We start from the raw sequence: 13,394 nt of genomic DNA, 5'->3' as shown, positions 1-13,394 counted from the left end.
GTACGTGGAGAACTTGTAGCCCTTGGTGTAGTCGAACTTCTCGACGGCGCGGATCAGGCCGAGGTTGCCCTCCTGGATCAGGTCCAGGAACGCCATGCCACGACCGGTGTACCGCTTCGCGAGGGAGACCACGAGCCGCAGGTTGGCCTCGAGCAGGTGATTCTTGGCCCGCTCGCCGTCCCGGTTGATCCACTTGAGGTCGCGCTCGAAGTTGCGTTCGAGCACCTCCTCGCCCTCCTCCGCGGCGCGCAGCCGCTCGGCGGCGTAGAGGCCGGCCTCGATCCGCTTGGCGAGCTCGACCTCCTGCTCCGCGTTGAGGAGGGGCACCTTGCCGATCTGCTTGAGGTAGGCGCGGACCGAGTCGGCCGAAGCGGTCAGCTCGGCGTCCCGGCGGGCCTGCTTGAGCGCCTCGGACTCCTCGTCGTCCCACTCGAAGTCGCCGTCGGTGGCCGAGCTGGCGGCGTCGGTGGCGGCGGCCGCGACCATCGCAGCCGGCTCCTCGATCACCACGTCCTCGACCGAGGCGGCGAGCTCCTCGGGAGAGATCTCCTCGCCGCCCTCGCCGGGCTTCCCCGCCTTGGCGGTGGTGGCCTTGCGGCCGGGGACGGCCTTGGCGGCGGCGGTCTTGCGGACCGGAGCCGCCTTCTTCGCCGCACCCTCACCGCCGGCCGGAGCGGCCTGCTTCGGTGCGGGTGCGGCCTTCTTGGCCGGGGCGGTCTTGGCGGTCGTCGCGCGCGAGGCGGGTGTGGTCGCGCGGGCGGCCGACACCTTGCTGCGGCGAGTGCTCGCCGACCCGTCCACGACGACGGTGATGCCCGCGTCCACCAGGCCGCGAAGGATCTTCTTGGCCTGCGCCGGGTTGACCGCGGCGGACTCGAGCGTGTGCGCGACCTGGGCCGATGTGAGTTGCCCGCCCGCACCCTGAGCATGGGTGATCAAGGCCTCGGTGAGAGAGCGAACGTCGGCACCGTTCTGGTGGGCTTCTGTCACGAATGACCTTCCGGAGGCGATGAGGTTGGGCACGGCCAGGATCCGGCGCAGCACACGGGGACGAGTCGCGCCGGAGTCGGTTGAGGAGCCCCCGGGTCACGGACAGTCCCGCGAATGAGTGTCCGTGAAGCGTGGGCAGGGATGAATTGTAGCGCCGCCGGACGAGATCCTCCGCCTCCAGCACGCCGCCAGGGGCCGACGACCTCGTCTGAAGCGCTCGAAGCGAGAATGCTATCGGCGGAAAGGACCCATACGTGAGCGAGATTTCGACGATGCCGACGCCCGACGCGTTGCTGGCGATCGCGGTCCGGGTGGCCCGGGACGCGGCGCGGACCGCGGTACGGATGCGGCACGAGGCGATCGGCGACGTGCAGACCAAGAGCACTGATACCGATGTGGTCACGGCGGCTGACAAGGCCGTCGAACGGCAGGTGGTGGAGGCGCTGCGCGCCGAGCGTCCCGGCGACGGCGTGCTCGGCGAGGAGTACGGGGATTCGGTGGCCGTCGAACCCGGCGCCGTGCGATGGATCCTGGACCCGATCGACGGCACGGTCAACTACCTGTACGGCATTCCGCAGTACGCGGTCTCGTTGGCGGCCGAGGTGGACGGCGCGGTGGTCGCCGGCGTGGTGATCAACGCGGTCACCGGTGACGAGTGGACGGCGACCCTCGGCGGCGGCTCCTGGCATGCCGGACGCCGTCTCAGCGGCTCGGAGCGGACCACGCTGGACCAGTCCCTGGTCGGCACCGGGTTCGGCTACGACGCGCGGCGCAGGGCGTACCAGGGGGCGGTGCTGGCTCGTTTGATCACCCGGGTGCGTGACATCCGCCGGATCGGCGCGGCGTCGCTGGACATCTGCTTCGCGGCGGAGGGCGTCCTCGACGCGTACTACGAGAAGGGCCTGAACCTCTGGGACCACGCGGCGGCCGGTCTGGTGGCCGCCGAGGCGGGTCTGGTGGTCGCCGGTCTCTCCGGTGCGCCGGCCGGGCGGGAGATGCTCGTGGCGGCGCCGCCGGCGATCTTCCCGGCGCTGCACGACGCGTTGGTGGAACTGGAGGCCGCGGGCGGCCCGTGACGGGTGAACCCGCGGGGTCACGACGAAGTCGGCCCCGCGGGGACATCCGGGCGTGTTCTGCCCTGACGGAGCGTTCTCAGCCCTGAGGCTGCTGCGAGGCGGACTCCTCGACCGGCTCGTCGCCCTCGGCCTCGTCCTCACCGGCGGGCTTGAGGCACGTGCCCGGGGGCAGGGTCGGCTCGCCGATCTCGACCAGCGACTGGTTGACCTCGGTGGTGGTGGCCAGCTGCTGGAACTGGTCGCCGACCACGATGTCGATCGTCTGACCCTCGCGCTTGGCGTCGTAGACCATCTCGGACTGAGCCAGGAAGTACGCCCTCAGGAGCTGCGCCTTGCCGACCGTCTCCGGCCCGAACTTGATCTGGGCGACGCCCTTGAACTTGGTCTTGCTCTTACCGGGGTCCTTCGTGGTGAAGCGGCGGTTCTTGAACTCGTTGCTGACGGACTCGGCCAGCCCGGTGCGGGTGCTGCCGTTGAGAACCTTGACGGTCACCTCGGCCGGATCGTCCGGGAGCAGCACGTCGGCGAGGGGCGCGCCGGCCGGGCAGTCGCTGCCGTTGACCGCGTCACCCTGCGAGTCACGCACCAGGGCCACGACGACGAAGACCACCGCGGCCACGGCGAGCACGCCGACGAGTACCAGCGCTCGGACGCGCGCAAAGCTCATGGGGTTGGCTCCAGGATCGGAAGACGGACCCGGGTAAGGTGCCCGGGCCTGCCGAGAGGTTAGCGTCTGTCCGCCAGGCGCGCGGAAACAGGCGATGCTTCCGGCGCGCCGACAATGATCCAGAGGCCGGGGCCCCTACTTTGATGTCGCCTCGGTCACATCGGGAACAATGTGCCGCTGGAACGCGTACAAGCCTGCCGCAGCAGCGGTAGGGTTCCGCGCTCGCCGGGGCTTGTTCGGGTGTCAGAAATCGTCCAGCGGAACCGGGAACCGAAACCTTGTCACAGGCGTTACAAACGCCAAGTGACACATCGATACAGGAGAGTGAAAACCGATGGCCACCGACTACGACGCCCCGCGTCGCGATGAGGTCGACCTCGGCGAGGACAGCCTCGAGGAGCTCAAGGCCCGTCGCGCCGACTCACAGTCGGGCGCAGTGGACGTCGACGAGGTCGAGGTGGCGGAAAGCTTCGAGCTGCCCGGCGCCGACCTCGCCGACGAGGAGCTCACCGTCAAGGTACTGCCGATGCAGACCGACGAGTTCCGCTGCTCCCGCTGTTTCCTCGTGCATCACCGCAGCCAACTGGCCGTGGAACGCAACGGGGAACTGATCTGCCGCGAGTGCGCCTGAGCGCACTCGCGCGCAGGCGCCCATCACCCGGTCGCGGTTGACGCGGTCGGGCGTACGGCGTTCGCCACGGGGGTTTGACAAGGGGTTTGACCCTGGGGAGTTACCGGGCACAGGGACCGGTGACGACCATGGGAGGGACGACGATGAACCACTCGGACCACTCGGCCGAGCCGGGACACGAGATCGAACCGGCCGTCGCTGAGCCCGCCCCCGAGGATGTGGGCCGCACTGTCGCGGCCCTCGCATCGGACGACCTGGAGCCTGCCGGCCGGCGACGGCTGCTGGCCCGGTTGGCCGGAGAGTTCCGTCGTCGTGGGCTGGGACAGCTGTTCCGGCCGAAAGCGGCGATGCGCTGGATGGCCGATCTGGTGACCGACGTGGCGCCGCACGTGCCGGTCCGTGACCGGGACACGCTGCGCCGTCACTTCCCGGACATGGACGACGACGAGCTGGCGGAGCGGCTGGTCCGGAACGCGGCACGGGCCACCGCGGGGGTCGGTGCGGCCGGTGGCGGCATCGCGTCGGTGGAGTGGGTGGCAGCACCCACGCTGCTCTCCGCGCCGGTTCTGCTGGCCACCGAGACGGTGGCCGTGGTCGCGATCGAGATGAAGCTGATCGGCGAGCTGCACGAGGTGTACGGCCATCCGGTCACCGGCACCGCGTCGGAGCGCGCCCTGCGGCTGGTCGAGGCCTGGTCGTCGCAGCGCGGGGTCAACCCGCTGGTGCCGGGGGTCGGTGTGGCCACCGTGCTGGGCACCGCGGCCCGCAAGGAACTCCAGAAGACCCTGTTGCGCCGGTTCGGGCGCAACCTGACCACGCTGGGGCCGATGCTCACCGGCGCCGCCGTGGCCAGCTATCTGAACCGGCGGGCCACCCGGAGCGTGGGTGACAACGTCCGGACCGATCTCAAGAAGAAGCCCGGGAGGCACGCTCTCGGGAACTGACCGCCAGCAGGGCGGTCGCCAGCTCGACGGGCCGGCGGGTGCTGATCACCCAATAGGGTGTCGGGTCCTCGGGGTCGTCGAGAAGCACCTGCACGGCCGGGCCGATCCAGGGACGCTGGACCACGAAGGCGAGCGGGTGCGCACCGACGCCCAGCGCCTCACGCTTGCCGGCGGCGTCCAGTGCGACCACGTCGGAGATCACCGAGACGGGCAGCCGGGCGTCGTCCACCTGGAACTCGTCGTCGGTGACCGCCACTCGCAGCCGGCCCAGCGGGACCAGGAGGGCCACCGCGAGCGGGAGCAGCACCGCGTAGGGCAGCCAGGCGGGCAGGGCGGGCAGGCCGATGACCAGCTCGGTGGCCAGGATCGCGGCGGTGAGCAGGCCGGTGGGCCAGGACCACCAGGGGAGGCCGAGCCGTTCCAGATGGGCCGCCGACGTGCGGGCCGGGGTCTCGGGTGTCACCCTCGAAGGGTACGGCGCGCCTCCGGTGCCCGGCGCGGCAGGATGGCAGGGTAGGTGCCGCCCGTGAATGTCGTACCACTCCCCGTACCAGTGAGGACCTCCCCAGTGACTGACGTGGTCGTCCCGGTCCGTCTCCTCGACGCCGACCTGCCCCTTCCGGCGTACGCGCATCCCGGCGACGCCGGTGCCGACCTGGTCGCCGCCGAGGAGGTGGAGATCGCCCCGGGTGCCCGCGCGCTGGTCCGCACCGGTGTGGCCGTCGCGCTCCCGGACGGGTTCGTCGGTCTGGTCCATCCGCGCTCGGGACTCGCCCATCGACTCGGGGTGACGGTCCTCAACGCGCCCGGTACGGTCGACGCCGGTTACCGCGGCGAGATCAAGGTCAACCTGATCAATCACGACCGGGAGACGACCGCGAAGATCGCCCGTGGCGACCGGATCGCACAACTGGTCGTCCAACGGGTGGAGCGCGCGGCGTTTCACGTGATGGAATCCCTCGACGACACCGCACGCGGCGCCGGCGGGCACGGCTCGACCGGCGGTCACGCGACGCTGGACTGAGCGACACGCAGGACTTGAAGTGAGACGGAAGGTTGGCAGTGATGTTCTCCCGTAAGCGCGGTGGCGCGAAGCACGTTCGTGCGGCCGACGCGCCGCCCTCCGAGGCGCTCGCCAACAGCCTGAAGTCGGACGGGGACCGCCCCGCTCCGGACTTCGGCCCGTGGGACGCCCGGCACGCCCCGTCCGGGGTGCAGCGTCTCGACCTGGGCAGCCTGCAGATCCCCGCGATCGAGGGCGTCGAGGTCCGGGTGCAGGCCAACCCGGAGGGTGGTGTCGAGCAGATCGTCCTGGTGGACGGCGAGAGCGCGCTGCAGCTGGGCGTCTTCGCCGCACCGCGGACCGAGGGCATCTGGGACGAGGTCCGCGCGGAGATCCTCGGGGCGATGGCCTCCGACGGGGTGACGCCGCAGGAGAGCATCGGGCGCTACGGCATCGAGCTGGCCGCCCGGGTGAACACCCCGGACGGTCCGGCCGACGTCCGGTTCGTCGGGGTGGACGGGCCGCGCTGGATGGTCCGGGCGCTCTACCAGGGCGCGGCCGCGGCCGACCCGGCCCGTGAGGGCGTGCTCCGCGACGTCCTGGAGGGTCTGGTCGTGGTCCGTGACGACGAGCCCCGCCCGGTCCGTGAGCCGCTGCCGTTGCGGCTTCCCAAGGAGATGGCCGAGCAGGGCCAGCAGGCGCCGGCCGCACCCGGTCACCACCACCACTGACCGGCGTCGGCGTACCGTGGAGGGGCCATGACCACCGAGGAACACACCGGCCTGCGCCGGTTCCTGGACAGATTGACGGCCACCGACTCGGAGCTCGACGCCGAGGAGCTGCAGCGGGACAGCGCCAAGTGCGGCGCCGTCCCGGCCGGCCAGTGCCGGCGGGGACAGGTCGTCTCGGTGTCGGGGCGACTGCGGACGGTGGCGTACACTCCTCGCACCAACCTGCCGACGCTCGAGGCGGACCTCTACGACGGCAGCGACGTGGTGACCCTGGTGTTCCTGGGGCGCCGGTCGATCGCCGGCATCGAACCCGGGCGTCAGCTCACCGCACGCGGCCGGATCGCGGTCCGGGACGACCGTAAGGTGATCTACAACCCGTACTACGAGCTGGAGGCGCCCCGGTGACTGGCAGCGAGCCGCGTCACGCCGCGCACGAGTCGGTCGAGGAGCGGCTCGCCGAGGAGATCGTCGAGGAGCTCGACCTTCATCCGGTGCCGGAGACGCCCGCCACGAAGGACGACGAGGAGGAGCCTCTCCCGTCGATGAGCGAGCAGATCGCCGAGCAGCTCGGCGGGGTGCGCGGTCTCATCGAGTCAAGCCTGCCGGTCTTCGCGTTCGTCATCCTCAACGTGCTGCTCGGCGACGCGGTGCTGGGCCTGGAGAAGCGTCAGGCGCTGCTCTGGGCGATCATCGGTTCGGTCGGCACGGCACTGGCCATCGGCGGCGTCCGGCTGGCCCGCAAGCAGCCGGTCCGGCACGCGGTCAACGGACTGCTCGGCATCGCGATCGGTGCGTACCTCGCGTGGCGTACCGGTGATGCGAAGAACTTCTATCTGCCCGGCATCCTGCTGACCTTCGGCCAGGCCGCCGCCCTGCTGCTGTCGGTGGTCTTCCGCAAACCCCTGATCGGGTACGCCTGGGGCATCATGGCCAACAAGGGTCACCAGGACTGGTTCGGCAACGCCCGGCTGTTCCGCACGTTCCAGTGGCTCACCCTGCTCTGGGTGGTGTCGCTCTGCATCCGGGCCGGCATCCAGTACTACCTGTGGGCGCTCGGCGAGGCCAACGCGATCGGCGTGGTGCGCATCCTGGTGAGCTGGCCGCTGTACGCGGCGACGTTCGCCTTCACCGCGTGGGCGATCCACCGGGTGACCAGCGCCCAGCGCCGGGACGCCGAGACCGCGACCGCCTGACACGATGCGCGTCGAGGAGCTCGTCCGGTTGCGGCGGGCCCGCGACCGGATGGACCGTGACTACGCCGAGCCGCTCGACGTGCCGGCTCTGGCCCGGACGGCACTGATGTCGCCGGGGCACTTCTCGCGCAGTTTCCGGTCGGCGTTCGGCGAGACGCCGTACTCCCATCTGATGACCCGGCGGATCGAGCGGGCGAAGGCGCTGCTGCGGCGTGGGGACCTGAGCGTCACCGAGGTCTGCTTCGCCGTCGGGTGCACCTCGCTGGGGTCGTTCAGCACCCGGTTCACCGAGCTGGTGGGGGAGAGCCCGAGCGCGTACCGCGCCCGTGACCACGACGAGGGCGCCGGGATCCCGGCCTGCATCGCCAAGATCTACACCAGGCCGGTCAGGAACGGAGAAGCGCGGAGCACCCGCCCGCCCGTAGCGTGATTCGCATGGACATCACGCTCTCCACCTGCTTCATCGCCGTCGACGACCACGACAAGGCGCTCGGGTTCTACCGGGACGCGCTCGGCCTGGAGGTCCGCAAGGACGTCGGGTTCGAGGGCATGCGCTGGGTCACGGTCGGGTCCCCGTCGCAGCCGGATGTGGACATCGTCCTCGAGCCGCCGCTGGCCGACCCGAACGCGTCCGCCGCGGACCGGGAGGCGATGGCCGCCCTGTTGGCCAAGGGGCTGCTGCGGGCGGCCCTGTTCAGCACCGACGACGTGGACGCCGCCTTCGAGCGGGTCCGGGCCACCGGCGCCGAGGTGCTGCAGGAGCCGATCGACCAGCCGTACGGGGTCCGCGACTGTGCCTTCCGCGACCCGGCCGGCAACATGGTCCGGATCAACCAGAAGACCGGTTCCTAAGCGTCCGGGCCGAGAACGACGGCCCGGACCTGGTCCTCCACCTCGCTCGTGCAGATGAAGATCAGCTCGTCGCCGGACTCCAGCGGGTCGTCCGGGGTCGGCACCAGAACCCGCTTGCCGCGGAGGATGGCGACCAGCGCCGCGTCCCGGGGGATCGGGACGTCCCGCACCGGCTTGCCCTCGTACGGGGCGTCCCGCGGCAGGGTGATCTCCACCAGGTTGGCCTCACCCTGCCGGAACGTCATCAGCCGGACCAGGTCGCCGACGGTCACGGCCTCCTCGACCAGGGCGGCCATCAGGCGGGGCTTGCTGACCGCGACGTCCACCCCCCACTGCTCGGTGAAGAGCCACTCGTTCTCGGCGCGGTTCACCCGGGAGACCACCCGGCCGACCGCGAACTCGGTCTTGGCGAGCAGCGACACCACCAGGTTGGCCTTGTCGTCGCCGGTGGCCGCGACCACCACGTCGCAGCCGGCCAGGTCGGCCTCCTCGAGGCTGCTCAGTTCGCAGGCGTCGGCGAGCACCCACCGGGCCTGCGGCACGCGCTCCGGGCAGAGCTGTTTCGGCTCCCGCTCGATGAGCATCACCTCGTGCCCGTTGCCGATCAGCTCCTGGGCGATGGAGCGCCCCACGTTGCCCGCCCCGGCGATGGCGATCCGCATGTCAGTGGCCCTCGTTTCCGGTGCGGTGGGCGATGTCCAGGACGTGGGCGGCGGTCTCGTCGGTCACCAGCAGGTAGACCTGGTCGCCGTCCTGCAGGACGGTGGACGGGTGGGCGAGGGAGCCCATCCCGAAGCGGCTGAGGTAGGCCACCCGGGCGCCGGTGGCGTCCTCCAGGGTCTTGACGGTCCGGCCGACCCAGTCCCGGTGCAGCGGCGCTTCGACGATGCTGACCACACTGGTCGGGTCGCGGAACACCTCGACCCGGTCCTCGGGGACGAGGTGGTGCAGCATCCGGTCGGCGGCCCACCGGATGGTGGCCACCGTCGGGATGCCCAGTCGTTCGTAGACCTGGGCCCGCCGGGCGTCGTAGATGCGGGCCACCACCCGGCTCACGCCGAACGTCTCGCGGGCCAGCCGGGCCGAGATGATGTTGGAGTTGTCACCGCTGGAGACCGCGGCGAAGGCGTCCGCCCGTTCGATCCCGGCGGTCCGCATGGTGTCCCGGTCGAAGCCGACGCCGGTGACCGTGAGCCCGCCGAAGTCTGAGCCCAGCCGCCGGAACGCGTCCGCGTTCTGATCGATCACGGCGACCTGATGTCCTCGTTCGTCCAGGTGCAGAGCCAGCGTCGAGCCGAGCCGCCCACACCCCATGATCACCACGTGCACGGTCCCGTGCCCTCCCGAATCAGTACGGACGCTCGTGAGCCTGCCATGTGGCCGGTGAGACCGCCGTCCGGGGCGGGGCACACGTGACAGCCCACAGCCGTACTCTGCACACGTGGCAAGTACCACCTCCCTCGCCAAACGGCTGCTTCTGGGCCGGCCGTTCCGTTCGGACAAACTGCAGCACACGCTGCTGCCGAAGCGGATCGCCCTGCCGGTGTTCGCCAGCGACGCCCTCTCCAGCGTGGCCTACGCCCCCGACGAGATCCTGCTGACCCTCTCGATTGCCGGCGCTGCCGCCTACCTTTATTCGCCCTGGGTGACTCTCGCGGTCGCGGTGGTCATGGTGACGGTGGTCGCCAGTTACCGGCAGAACGTGCACGCCTATCCCTCCGGCGGCGGCGACTACGAGGTGGCCACGGTCAACCTCGGGCCCAAGGCCGGTGTCGGCGTGGCCAGTGCCCTGCTGGTCGACTACATCCTCACGGTGGCCGTCTCGGTCTCCTCCGGCGTGACCAACCTGGGGTCGGTCGTCCCCTGGGTGGCCGACAACAAGGTCGGCATCGCCATCGTCGCGGTGGTGGTGCTGAGCGCACTCAACCTGCGGGGGCTGCGGGAGTCCGGCACCGCCTTCGCGGTCCCGACCTATCTGTTCATCGTCGTCATGCTCATCATGATCGGGACCGGCCTGGTCCGGGTCTTCCTGCTCGGCGACGATCTGCGGGCGCCCAGCGCCGACCTGGTGATCGCGGCCGAGGACCACCATCTGAGCAGCTTCGCGTTCGCGTTCCTGCTGCTGCGGACGTTCTCCTCCGGTTGTGCGGCGCTGACCGGCGTCGAGGCGATCTCCAACGGGGTGCCCGCGTTCAAGCAGCCGAAGAGCAGGAACGCGGCGACCACGCTGCTGCTGCTCGGCAGCCTGGCGATCACCATGCTGGTCGGCATCATCGTGCTGGCCCGGGCCACCCATCTGCAGTTCGTCGAGGACGAGACGGTCCAGATCGTCTCCGGTCCGGCGAACTACGTGCAGAAGACGGTCACCACGCAGCTCGCCGAGACCGTCTTCGGGTCCGGCTCGTTCCTGCTCTACCTGGTCGGCGGGGTCACCGCCCTGATCCTCTTCCTGGCCGCGAACACCGCGTTCAACGGGTTCCCGGTGCTCGGCTCGATCCTGGCCCAGGACCGCTACCTGCCGCGGCAGCTGCACACCCGCGGTGACCGGCTGGCGTTCAGCAACGGCATCCTGTTCCTGGCGGTCGCCGCGATCGTGCTGATCGTGGCCTTCCACGCCGAGGTCACCAAGCTGATCCAGCTCTACATCGTGGGCGTGTTCGTGTCGTTCACGCTGTCGCAGGCCGGCATGATCCGGCACTGGAACCGGTTGTTGCGCATCCAGAAGGATCCGGAACGCCGCCGCCAGATGATCCGTTCCCGGGCGATCAACACGTTCGGCATGGGTCTGACCGGCGCGGTGCTGATCGTGGTGTTGATCACCAAGTTCCTGCTCGGCGCGTGGATCGCGATCGCCGCGATGGTGGTGATCTACATGTTGATGCTGGGTATCCACCGGCATTACACCCGGGTCGCCGAGGAGCTCAAGGCGACCGACGAGCGGCCCGTGCTGCCGTCCCGCAACCACGCCGTGGTGCTGGTCAGCAAGGTGCACCAGCCGACCCTCCGGGCGCTCGCCTACGCCCAGGCGACCCGCCCGGACACGCTCACCGCGGTGACGGTCAACGTGGACGAGAAGGACACCCGTACCATTCAGGAGGAGTGGGAGCGCCGGCAGTTGCCGGTGGCGCTGGCCGTCGTCGACTCGCCCTACCGCGAGATCACCCGGCCGATCATCGACTACGTGAAGAGAGTGCGCCGCACCTCGCCGCGTGACGTGGTCACCGTCTTCGTGCCGGAGTACGTCGTCGGCCGTTGGTGGGAGAACCTCCTGCACAACCAGAGCGCTCTGCGGATCAAGGGCCGGCTGCTGTTCGAGCCGGGCGTGATGGTCGTCAGCGTGCCCTGGCAACTACGGTCCAGCCAGGACCGGGATCTCGACCGCCTGGACCGGGTGCTCAGCCGGGCGCCGGCCCGCGGACCGCGCAACCGCGGCGACATCCCCGAGCCCGTCGATCACCATGAGGACACGTGACGCAGCTTTTCGACACCCCGCCGGAGACCCCCTCGGAGACCCCGCGGGAGGTCCGGCCGCAGACCCCGCAGGACGACCTGGTGGAAGGCGACCGGGTCGAGGTGGTGGTGGGCTCGCCCGCACACGGCGGGCACTGCGTGGCCCGGATCGGCGGCGCGGGCGGCCGGGTGGTCTTCGTCCGGCACGCGCTGCCCGGCGAACGGGTCACCGCCGAGATCACCGAGATCCACCGGGGATACCTCCGGGGCGACGCCGTGGAGATCCACGAGCCCTCGCCGGACCGGGTCACGCCCCCGTGCGCGTTCGCCCATCCGGGTGGGTGCGGCGGCTGCGATCTGCAGCACGCCTCCGGCGATGCACAGCTGCGCTGGAAGACCGCGGTGCTCCGGGAACAGCTCGAGCGTCTGGCCGGCCTCACCCCCGAAGATCTTTCCGGGGTACGCGTGGAGCCGTTGCCGGAGAGATCGGGCAGTCCCGTCACGTCCCGGGACGGTGCGGCGAACCCGTTGCTCGGATGGCGCTCGCGGGTCCGCTACGCGGTGGACGCGATCGGCCGGCCCGGGCTCCTGCAGCACCGGTCGAACCAGGTCGTCCCGATCGACCGCTGCGTGATCGCCCATCCGGCGGTCCAGGAACTGGACCTGTTGCAGCGGACCTGGCCGTCCGAGAACGCGCTGCAGGCGGTCGCCACGACCGGCGGTGACGTGACGGTGCTGGCGCGGCCGGTCGGCGGTGCGGGACCGGTCGGCGGCGACGACCTCGACGACGCCCCGTCCGGGGGCACGCTGACCCGGTTGAGCGGGCCCGCCGAGGTCACCGAGGTGGTCGGGGAGCGTGCTTGGCGCGTACCCCCGGAAGGTTTCTGGCAGGTGCACCCGGCCGCCGCCGAGACGCTGACCGCGACGGTCCTGGAGATGTTGCGGCCCGCCGAGGGCGAGGTCTCGTGGGATCTGTACGGCGGGGCGGGCCTGTTCGCGGCGGCGCTGGCGGCCCGGACCGGCGGGCGTACGACGGTGGTCGAGTCGTCCCCGTCCGGGGTGGCCGCGGCCCGGCGCAACCTGGCGGACCTGCCGGGTGTGGAGGTCGTGACGGCCAAGGTGGAGGCGGCGCTGAGCCGGCGGCGGATCGCCGGGCCGGTGGATCTGGTGGTGCTCGACCCGCCGCGGGCCGGTGCCGGTGCCGCGGTGGTGCGGGCGATCGCGTCGGCGGGCCCGCGGGCGGTCGCCTATGTGGCGTGTGATCCGGCCGCGCTGGCCCGGGACATCAAGACGTTCCGGTCGCTGGGCTGGCGGGTCGCCGAGGTCCGGGCCTTCGACTGTTTCCCGATGACGCAGCACATCGAGTCGGTGGCGCTGATCCTGCCGGCCTGAGTCTGCGATGTGTCAGGCGGCGGGCAGCTGTTCGCGGAAGCCCGCCGCCACCCCCATCAGCCGGTCCAGGGCGTCGCGGGCACGGACCAGGTCGTCGATGCGTTCGTCGAGGCGGGCGCGTTCCTCGGTCATCCGGATCATCGCGGCGTCCGAGTTCGCCAGGCTCGGTGACTCGGTGCACGGGAGCAGCTCGGCGATGGTCCGGCTGGAGAGGCCGGCGGCGTAGAGCCGCTGGATGAAGCCGACCCGCTCGACGTGTTCGGCGCGGTAGTGCCGCTGGCCGCTGGTGCTGCGCTCGCTGACCAGCAGTTGCTGCTCCTCGTAGTAGCGGATGGCCCGCACGCTGACGCCGGCCTTCGCCGCGAGGTCCCCGATCCGCACGTCGCCTCCCGTTTATTCCCTGTTGTGACCCGTCGCGCAGAGCTTGCCTCTGACGTCAACGTCAGGTTTTAGCGTAGCCGCACC

At 70.8% G+C, this 13,394-nt stretch carries 17 protein-coding genes; 11 read left to right on the top strand and 6 right to left on the bottom strand.

What is annotated here, in order from left to right:
* The coding region (locus WH85_RS18320) for a sigma-70 family RNA polymerase sigma factor (protein WP_045743123.1) at positions 1-990 on the bottom strand (990 nt) is incomplete at its 3' end.
* 272 nt (positions 991-1,262) lie between these two features.
* Between WH85_RS18320 and WH85_RS18315 the strand changes: the two genes are divergently transcribed.
* Complete coding sequence (locus tag WH85_RS18315) at positions 1,263-2,066, top strand: inositol monophosphatase family protein (RefSeq protein WP_045743102.1); 804 nt, start codon at positions 1,263-1,265, stop codon at positions 2,064-2,066.
* A gap of 76 nt (positions 2,067-2,142) precedes the next feature.
* Here WH85_RS18315 and WH85_RS18310 read toward each other — a convergent pair whose 3' ends face one another.
* Positions 2,143-2,733, bottom strand: a complete 591-nt coding sequence (locus WH85_RS18310; RefSeq protein WP_045743101.1) for a LytR C-terminal domain-containing protein — start codon at positions 2,731-2,733, stop codon at positions 2,143-2,145.
* Between the two features lie 334 nt (positions 2,734-3,067).
* Between WH85_RS18310 and WH85_RS18305 the strand changes: the two genes are divergently transcribed.
* Positions 3,068-3,364, top strand: coding sequence for a DUF4193 domain-containing protein (locus WH85_RS18305; RefSeq protein ID WP_045743100.1), 297 nt, complete (start codon positions 3,068-3,070; stop codon positions 3,362-3,364).
* A 143-nt stretch (positions 3,365-3,507) separates the two neighbouring features.
* Positions 3,508-4,308 carry a hypothetical protein gene (locus tag WH85_RS18300; RefSeq protein WP_045743099.1) on the top strand — a complete coding sequence of 267 codons (801 nt, stop codon included), beginning with the start codon at positions 3,508-3,510 and terminating at the stop codon, positions 4,306-4,308.
* On the opposite strand, the gene WH85_RS18295 is transcribed toward WH85_RS18300, so the two are convergent.
* Complete coding sequence (locus WH85_RS18295; RefSeq protein ID WP_045743098.1) at positions 4,271-4,771, bottom strand: DUF3093 domain-containing protein; 501 nt, start codon at positions 4,769-4,771, stop codon at positions 4,271-4,273. The two genes, WH85_RS18300 and WH85_RS18295, sit on opposite strands and share 38 nt — an antisense overlap.
* Before the next feature lie 105 nt (positions 4,772-4,876).
* Here WH85_RS18295 and dut point away from each other — a divergent pair, with 105 nt between their 5' ends.
* Genes dut through WH85_RS18265 form a run of 6 tightly spaced genes read left to right on the top strand, consistent with a single transcriptional unit; the run spans position 4,877 to position 8,087 of the window.
* Positions 4,877-5,332: a dUTP diphosphatase gene (dut, locus tag WH85_RS18290; RefSeq protein WP_045743097.1), complete on the top strand. Its 456-nt coding sequence runs from the start codon at positions 4,877-4,879 to the stop codon at positions 5,330-5,332.
* Between the two features lie 41 nt (positions 5,333-5,373).
* Positions 5,374-6,042: a DUF3710 domain-containing protein gene (locus WH85_RS18285; RefSeq protein ID WP_052720525.1), complete on the top strand. Its 669-nt coding sequence runs from the start codon at positions 5,374-5,376 to the stop codon at positions 6,040-6,042.
* 27 nt (positions 6,043-6,069) lie between these two features.
* Positions 6,070-6,447 carry an OB-fold nucleic acid binding domain-containing protein gene (locus WH85_RS18280; protein ID WP_045743095.1) on the top strand — a complete coding sequence of 126 codons (378 nt, stop codon included), beginning with the start codon at positions 6,070-6,072 and terminating at the stop codon, positions 6,445-6,447.
* Entirely contained in the window at positions 6,444-7,235 is a 792-nt protein-coding gene (locus WH85_RS18275; RefSeq protein ID WP_052720524.1) for a DUF3159 domain-containing protein, read from the top strand. Before WH85_RS18280 ends, WH85_RS18275 begins: the two co-directional genes overlap by 4 nt.
* Positions 7,236-7,239: 4 nt before the next feature.
* Positions 7,240-7,665 (top strand): helix-turn-helix transcriptional regulator, encoded by a 426-nt coding sequence (locus WH85_RS18270; protein ID WP_045743094.1) that lies wholly within the window; start codon positions 7,240-7,242, stop codon positions 7,663-7,665.
* A gap of 5 nt (positions 7,666-7,670) precedes the next feature.
* Positions 7,671-8,087 carry a VOC family protein gene (locus WH85_RS18265; protein ID WP_045743093.1) on the top strand — a complete coding sequence of 139 codons (417 nt, stop codon included), beginning with the start codon at positions 7,671-7,673 and terminating at the stop codon, positions 8,085-8,087.
* Here the strand turns inward: WH85_RS18265 and WH85_RS18260 are convergent.
* Complete coding sequence (locus WH85_RS18260) at positions 8,084-8,749, bottom strand: potassium channel family protein (RefSeq protein ID WP_045743092.1); 666 nt, start codon at positions 8,747-8,749, stop codon at positions 8,084-8,086. The genes WH85_RS18265 and WH85_RS18260 overlap by 4 nt on opposite strands.
* A 1-nt stretch (position 8,750) precedes the next feature.
* On the bottom strand, positions 8,751-9,416 hold the full coding sequence (locus WH85_RS18255; protein ID WP_045743091.1) for a potassium channel family protein: 666 nt from the start codon (positions 9,414-9,416) through the stop codon (positions 8,751-8,753).
* A gap of 112 nt (positions 9,417-9,528) precedes the next feature.
* On the opposite strand from WH85_RS18255, the gene WH85_RS18250 reads away from it, so the two are divergent.
* Positions 9,529-11,559 (top strand): APC family permease, encoded by a 2,031-nt coding sequence (locus WH85_RS18250; protein ID WP_045743090.1) that lies wholly within the window; start codon positions 9,529-9,531, stop codon positions 11,557-11,559.
* Between the two features lie 77 nt (positions 11,560-11,636).
* Positions 11,637-12,929 carry a class I SAM-dependent RNA methyltransferase gene (locus WH85_RS18245; RefSeq protein WP_045743121.1) on the top strand — a complete coding sequence of 431 codons (1,293 nt, stop codon included), beginning with the start codon at positions 11,637-11,639 and terminating at the stop codon, positions 12,927-12,929.
* Positions 12,930-12,941: 12 nt separating this feature from the next.
* Here WH85_RS18245 and WH85_RS18240 read toward each other — a convergent pair whose 3' ends face one another.
* Positions 12,942-13,310, bottom strand: coding sequence for a MerR family transcriptional regulator (locus WH85_RS18240; RefSeq protein WP_045743089.1), 369 nt, complete (start codon positions 13,308-13,310; stop codon positions 12,942-12,944).
* Positions 13,311-13,394 lie beyond the last annotated feature (84 nt).

The sequence above is a fragment of the Actinoplanes rectilineatus genome (assembly GCF_000962825.1).
GTDB lineage: Bacteria > Actinomycetota > Actinomycetes > Mycobacteriales > Micromonosporaceae > Actinoplanes > Actinoplanes rectilineatus.
Note: the sequence above shows the minus strand (reverse complement) of the source record. Positions and strands in the feature narration are given on the sequence as shown.

Bases quoted from the DNA above. Each gene is read 5' to 3' on its own strand.
- WH85_RS18315 (WP_045743102.1), top strand. From the start codon at position 1,263: ATGCCGACGCCCGACGCGTTGCTGGCGATCGCGGTCCGGGTGGCCCGG.
- WH85_RS18310 (WP_045743101.1), bottom strand. From the start codon at position 2,733: ATGAGCTTTGCGCGCGTCCGAGCGCTGGTACTCGTCGGCGTGCTCGCC.
- WH85_RS18305 (WP_045743100.1), top strand. From the start codon at position 3,068: ATGGCCACCGACTACGACGCCCCGCGTCGCGATGAGGTCGACCTCGGC.
- WH85_RS18300 (WP_045743099.1), top strand. From the start codon at position 3,508: ATGAACCACTCGGACCACTCGGCCGAGCCGGGACACGAGATCGAACCG.
- WH85_RS18285 (WP_052720525.1), top strand. From the start codon at position 5,374: ATGTTCTCCCGTAAGCGCGGTGGCGCGAAGCACGTTCGTGCGGCCGAC.
- WH85_RS18280 (WP_045743095.1), top strand. From the start codon at position 6,070: ATGACCACCGAGGAACACACCGGCCTGCGCCGGTTCCTGGACAGATTG.
- WH85_RS18270 (WP_045743094.1), top strand. From the start codon at position 7,240: ATGCGCGTCGAGGAGCTCGTCCGGTTGCGGCGGGCCCGCGACCGGATG.
- WH85_RS18265 (WP_045743093.1), top strand. From the start codon at position 7,671: ATGGACATCACGCTCTCCACCTGCTTCATCGCCGTCGACGACCACGAC.
- WH85_RS18260 (WP_045743092.1), bottom strand. From the start codon at position 8,749: ATGCGGATCGCCATCGCCGGGGCGGGCAACGTGGGGCGCTCCATCGCC.